The sequence below is a fragment of the Niveispirillum sp. genome (genome assembly GCF_017996735.1).
Lineage (GTDB): Bacteria > Pseudomonadota > Alphaproteobacteria > Azospirillales > Azospirillaceae > Niveispirillum.
Map to the genome: position 1 here is coordinate 1 of NZ_JAGOGJ010000237.1, position 5,193 is coordinate 5,193.

Sequence of the window (5,193 nt, forward strand, 5' to 3'; positions counted from 1 at the left end):
ATACCAGGGCATGAAATCTTGACCTTCGGTCAATCTTTCCTGCCCCTCAAGCGCCGGGCGGCTGCATCCGCAGCCTTGGCTAACGCCGCACGTGCGGCGCGGCCGCAGTCGCCGCCGATACTAACGGTCAAGAATTTTGACCGTTAGTATTACGTGGGCGAGGGGCGGAATTTGGTGTTGCGCTTGATTGCGCCCCTCTACCGCTTGCGGGAGAGGGAGGGGCCCAAGCCAAAGGCTTGGGAGGGTGAGGGAGCAAGAGCAAAGCGCGCGAGCGCGACGTTGCTTACCCCAACTGCCGGCGCAGATGGTTCAGCACGTCGGTGCGGGTCAACAGGCCCAGGAAGACCGGGCCGTCCATGATGATGGCCACCATGTTGCGGTCGAACAGGGCGCGCAGGTCGGCCATGGTGGCCGTGACAGGCAGGGTCTCCAGCCGGTTGACCATGGCCGTATAGACCTTGTCGCGGAAGCGGGCCGGGTCCTTTTCGACATGCAGCAGCAGGTCGCTTTCGTCCAGGATGCCGATCACCCGCTCCCCCTCCATCACGGGCAACTGCGACACGTCGGAAATCCGCATCCGCTTATACGCGGTCAGCAGCGTATCCTCCGGCCCGACCGTGACCACCTGCCCCTTGTCGAAACGGCGGGTCATCAGGTCGCGCAGGTCATTGTGCCGGTCGCGCGGGGTGAAGCCGTGATCTTCCATCCAGGCGTCGTTGAACATCTTCGACAGGTACTTGTTGCCCGTGTCGCAGACGAAGGTGATGACGCGCTTTTTCGTGGTCTGGGCGCGGCAATATTTCAGCGCCGCCGCAAACAGGGTGCCTGATGAGGACCCGGCCAGGATGCCCTCCAGCCGCAGCAGGTCGCGGGCCGCGTTCAGGCTCTCCGTGTCGGTGACGTAATAGGCGGCCTTGGCATATTGAAGGTCGCAGATGGGCGGCACAAAATCCTCGCCCACGCCTTCGACGACCCAGGAACCGGGCTCGTCATGCGTGCCCTTGTTGACCAGATCGGCGATGATCGACCCGGCGGGATCGGCGATGACCATGGCGGTCTTGGGGCTGGCCTTGGCGAAGAAGGCGCCCAGGCCCGTGAAGGTGCCGCCCGACCCGATGCCGGCCACGACGGCATCGATGTCGCCCCCCATCTGGTCCAGCATCTCCGGACCGGTCCATTCCTCATGCGCGCGGGGATTGGCCGGATTGGCGAACTGGTTCACATAGAAGCTGCCGGGGATTTCGGTCGACAGGCGTTCGGCAATGTCCTGGTAATAGGCGGGATGGCCCTTGCCCACGTCCGACCTTGTGATGTGGATCTGGGCGCCGAGCGCGCGCAGATTGTTGATCTTCTCGGTCGCCATCTTGTCCGGGATGACCAGGATCAGGCGGTAACCCTTTGCGGCGCAGACCAGCGCCAGACCCAGGCCGGTATTGCCGGCCGTCGCCTCGATGACCGTGCCGCCGGGGGCCAGCTTGCCCTCGGCCTCTGCCGCTTCGATCATCTTCAGGGCGATGCGGTCCTTGATGGAGCCGCCGGGATTCTGGTTTTCCAGCTTCAGATACAGCTCACATGGGCCGGTATCGAAACGGGTGACGCGGACGATCGGGGTGTTGCCGATCAAGGACAGGATGGCGGGTGCGCCGGACATGTTTCCCCCCTGGGGCAAATGGTTTTGCCATCAGGGAACCGCATCCTTAAACCACCCGCAAGGGGGCGTGAAATAACGAAATCAAGCTGCGGCGCGGCTGCGATCCACGCACGATTCCGACGCGAACGGCCGCCCGTCCGCAGTGATCAAACCCGCCTGGAAAAGCGCCTCGACATTGTCGATCAGATTCTGCGCGCAGGATGGCCGCTCCCAGCCCTCCAGCCAGTTCTGCTCCAGGAAGGCCAGGATGGCCGGCTGGCCCAACTCCACCTCCCACAGGATGCCCAGAAGAGAGGCCAAGGCCTCTTCCCGGATCTGTTCCTCCTTGCCCACCGCGATGGCGTGGTTGGCCTCCTCCACGCGCCCGGACTCGGGGCCGGCACCCAGGCCGAAATCGATCAGGGACCGGCGTTCGGGTGGGGCGACCAGCCAGTGCGCCACCTCATGGATCAGGACATAGGCTTCCGACCGGGTACGGATGGAATGACCGTCATAGGAAAAGGCATCCTGCGGCGCCTCATCAATCACCCCGATGCCGAAGGCGCGGGCCAGGTCGACTGCAGCCGCCCGGTGGGCGGGGGTATCCACGCCCAGCGCGATCAGATCGCGCGTGGCGGCGATGCGGGCCAGCACGTGCGCGGTCATGCTGCCGGGGGGCAGATGACTGGCGACGGTTGCCAGCGCATCGGGCAGGATATGGTCGGGGATGGTGGTCAGTTGCATGGGGCGCAGAAGATAGCCGGCCGCGTGCCGGCGTGAAGTGCCAAAGCATCGCGGCCGGATATCGCGGGGCGCAGAGGTGGCGGGCGCATCATTGCGCCAGCAAAGCAAGGATATAGGCCTTGGCCGCCCGTTCGTCCCGTGCCCGCAATGCGCCGCGCTGCCACAGGTCGCACAGACCATGCACCTCCCCCCAGGCGCGCATGACCCGGTCCCGCAGCGCGATGCTGAATCCCGGTGGATCGTCAGCTCGGCGGAAAGCCTTGCCCGCAAGGCGGGTGACCTTGGCGACGGATGGGGCCAAGGCCGGATGCGTCAGGTAATCCCGGCCCGGAATGCCATACATCAGGGCATAGAGTGCGGGCCGTTCCAGGGCAAAGTCGACATAGGCTTGGTAGAGCGGGCCGGGGCTGGCGCCGCCACCCTCGGCATCGAATCCGGCCTGGATCACGCGGGCCAGCCCATCGAAGCCCTGCGCCGCCACAGCCAGCGTCAATTCATGCTTGTCGGCGAAATGGCGGTAAAGTGCCCGGTGGTTGACCCCGATGGCCGCCGCCACGGCCCGGAAGGACAGGGCGTCAGGGCCATCCGCCTCCACCATGCCTAAGGCCGCCGACAGGGCAGCGCCCCTCACATCGCCATGATGGAAGCTGTCGCGCCGTGGCGGCTCCGCGGTCAGGGCCGCTTGGGGCTGACGTACCATTCCACCACCATCTTCGACACGGGCTGACCGGCGTCGTCGGTGATCTCCACCTCCACGGGGAAGCGCACCTTGCCCTCTGCTTCCAGTTCTGCCCGGAGCGCGGCGCCCGGCCTTCCTGTGCGGGCCACGGCGCGCAAATCGCCCTTGGCCAGGGTCAGATACTGGATCGTCGCCTGTGCCGCCACGGGGCGGACATTCATCAGGACAGGCGCCATGGCCCCGGCCATCGCCCCGCCACTGGCCGTTTCCGCCAGGGTGAAGATGACGCCGGCATGGGGTGTGCCCAGATGGTTCTTCACCTCCGCCCGGTCGGTGACCCGGGCCTCCGCGACACCATCGCCAAGGGCAACCAGATCGATGCCGCAATGGCGCACGAAAGGCAGCGACCCCGCCATCTGTTGGCGGATCATGTCATAGACCATCTTGGGCCTCACCTTGAACAACAGGGGAAGGATGATTTTCAGCATGGCTTAAAGTCTCCGATGGAGACATTGAGCAGAAACGAACGATCGGTCAAGACCATTTATGAAGGGTGGATACCGCTCAGGTGCCTTAGCGCTTGTGGAAAAGGGTGGTGCGATAGGCGGGGCGGTCGGGGCCTTCCGCCATCTGCAGGATCAGTTCCTCGCCCAGATAGGCGGTGCGGTCGAATTCGGGGAAATGGGCGTCGCCCGGCGGGGTGGCGGCGATCTCCGTCAGATAGATGCGGTCGGCCAGCGGCAGCGCGGCGGCATAGATCTGGGCGCCACCGATTATCATCACCTCTTCGACGCCGGCCTGCGCCGCCAGGCGCTTGCCCGTCTCGATGGCGCTGTCCAGATCGTGGACGATCGTGGCGCCATCTGCCGTGAAATCGCTGTTGGTGGTCAGCACGATGTGCGGGCGGCCGGGCAGGGGCTTTGACCCGAAGCTCTCCCAGGTCTTACGGCCCAGGATCACCGGCTTGTCCATGGTCACCTGCTTGAAGAAGCGCAGGTCGTTCGGCAGCTTCCATGGCATGCGGCCTTCATGGCCGATGACGCCGTTGCGGGCGACGGCTGCGATCAGGGAAATGAGCAAGACAGGTTTCTCCGGTCGGTTGGGTTGATGACATTAACCGCGGGCCGGGCTAATGAAAACAACCCAACACAGCATATCCGCGAAACCGGAGCCGACGGTCGATGCGCCATCCTGAACAGCAGTACCTGGATTTGATGGCCGATATCCTGGCCCGTGGCGACCGCCGCGTGGACCGTACCGGTGTCGGCACCCTGTCCCTGTTCGGCGCCATGATGCGGTTTGACCTGTCGGACGGTACGGTCCCCATCCTGACCACCAAACGCGTCTATTGGAAAATGGCGGTCAGGGAAATGCTGTGGTTCCTGACCGGCGGCACCAATATCCAGCCGCTGCTGAAGGACAAGGTCACGATCTGGACCGACTGGCCGCTGGCCATCTATCGCCGTGAAACGGGGGAGGAGATCACCCAGGCCGATTTCGAGCGCCGGATCGTGGAGGATGATGCCTTCGCCGCCCGCTGGGGTGAGCTTGGCCCCGTCTATGGCAAGCAATGGCGCCGCTGGCTGGGTCCCGACGGGCGGGAGCATGACCAGATTGCCGCCCTGATCAAGGGGCTGCGCGAAACCCCGGCCAGCCGCCGGTTGCTGTTCCATGCCTGGAACGTCCCGGAACTGGGCGGCATGGCGCTGCCGCCCTGTCACATGGTCTATCAGTATCATGTCACCAGTGATGGACGCCTGAACGGGCTGATGTATCAGCGAAGCTGCGACGTGCTGCTGGGCCTGCCCTTCAACCTGACCGGGGCGGTGGCGCTGCAGGCCATGCTGGCGCAGCAGGCGGATTTGCGGTTGGGGGAATTTGTCTGGATGGGCGGGGATGTCCATCTCTATCTGAACCATCTGGACGCGGCCCGCGAACAGATGACCCGCGAACCCCGCCCCCTGCCGCGCCTGACCCTGGCCCGCCGGGCCGACAGCATCGATGCCTACCGGATCGGGGATTTCGTGGTCGAAGGCTATGACCCGCACCCGCCGATCAAGGCGGATGTGGCCGTGTAGGGTCCTTGCTTTTTACGAGGATTGTCGTATAGTTCGGGGGACTGGATGGGCTGGCGTGCCGT

Annotated in this window: 6 protein-coding genes; 1 reads left to right on the plus strand and 5 read right to left on the minus strand. The window is 64.8% G+C overall.

What is annotated here, in order from left to right:
- Positions 1–283: 283 nt before the first annotated feature.
- From KBA48_RS32290 to KBA48_RS32310, 5 genes are all read right to left on the minus strand, one after another.
- The gene (locus KBA48_RS32290) at positions 284–1,651 is read right to left on the minus strand and encodes a cystathionine beta-synthase (protein ID WP_292912775.1); all 1,368 of its coding nucleotides are present in this window, start codon (positions 1,649–1,651) and stop codon (positions 284–286) included.
- An 81-nt stretch (positions 1,652–1,732) separates the two neighbouring features.
- The gene (locus tag KBA48_RS32295; RefSeq protein WP_292912776.1) at positions 1,733–2,374 is read right to left on the minus strand and encodes an elongation factor P hydroxylase; all 642 of its coding nucleotides are present in this window, start codon (positions 2,372–2,374) and stop codon (positions 1,733–1,735) included.
- A gap of 88 nt (positions 2,375–2,462) precedes the next feature.
- Entirely contained in the window at positions 2,463–3,074 is a 612-nt protein-coding gene (locus KBA48_RS32300; protein ID WP_292912777.1) for a TetR/AcrR family transcriptional regulator, read from the minus strand.
- Positions 3,047–3,541 carry a PaaI family thioesterase gene (locus KBA48_RS32305; protein ID WP_292912778.1) on the minus strand — a complete coding sequence of 165 codons (495 nt, stop codon included), beginning with the start codon at positions 3,539–3,541 and terminating at the stop codon, positions 3,047–3,049. Before KBA48_RS32305 ends, KBA48_RS32300 begins: the two co-directional genes overlap by 28 nt.
- A gap of 85 nt (positions 3,542–3,626) precedes the next feature.
- The gene (locus tag KBA48_RS32310; RefSeq protein WP_292912779.1) at positions 3,627–4,133 is read right to left on the minus strand and encodes a dihydrofolate reductase; all 507 of its coding nucleotides are present in this window, start codon (positions 4,131–4,133) and stop codon (positions 3,627–3,629) included.
- A gap of 101 nt (positions 4,134–4,234) precedes the next feature.
- On the opposite strand from KBA48_RS32310, the gene thyA reads away from it, so the two are divergent.
- Positions 4,235–5,131: a thymidylate synthase gene (gene thyA / locus KBA48_RS32315; RefSeq protein ID WP_292912780.1), complete on the plus strand. Its 897-nt coding sequence runs from the start codon at positions 4,235–4,237 to the stop codon at positions 5,129–5,131.
- Positions 5,132–5,193: the final 62 nt, after the last annotated feature.

Coding starts and splice junctions, on each gene's coding strand:
- thyA (WP_292912780.1), top strand. CDS start 4,235: ATGCGCCATCCTGAACAGCAGTACCTGGATTTGATGGCCGATATCCTG.
- KBA48_RS32290 (WP_292912775.1), bottom strand. CDS start 1,651: ATGTCCGGCGCACCCGCCATCCTGTCCTTGATCGGCAACACCCCGATC.
- KBA48_RS32305 (WP_292912778.1), bottom strand. CDS start 3,541: ATGCTGAAAATCATCCTTCCCCTGTTGTTCAAGGTGAGGCCCAAGATG.
- KBA48_RS32300 (WP_292912777.1), bottom strand. CDS start 3,074: ATGGTACGTCAGCCCCAAGCGGCCCTGACCGCGGAGCCGCCACGGCGC.
- KBA48_RS32295 (WP_292912776.1), bottom strand. CDS start 2,374: ATGCAACTGACCACCATCCCCGACCATATCCTGCCCGATGCGCTGGCA.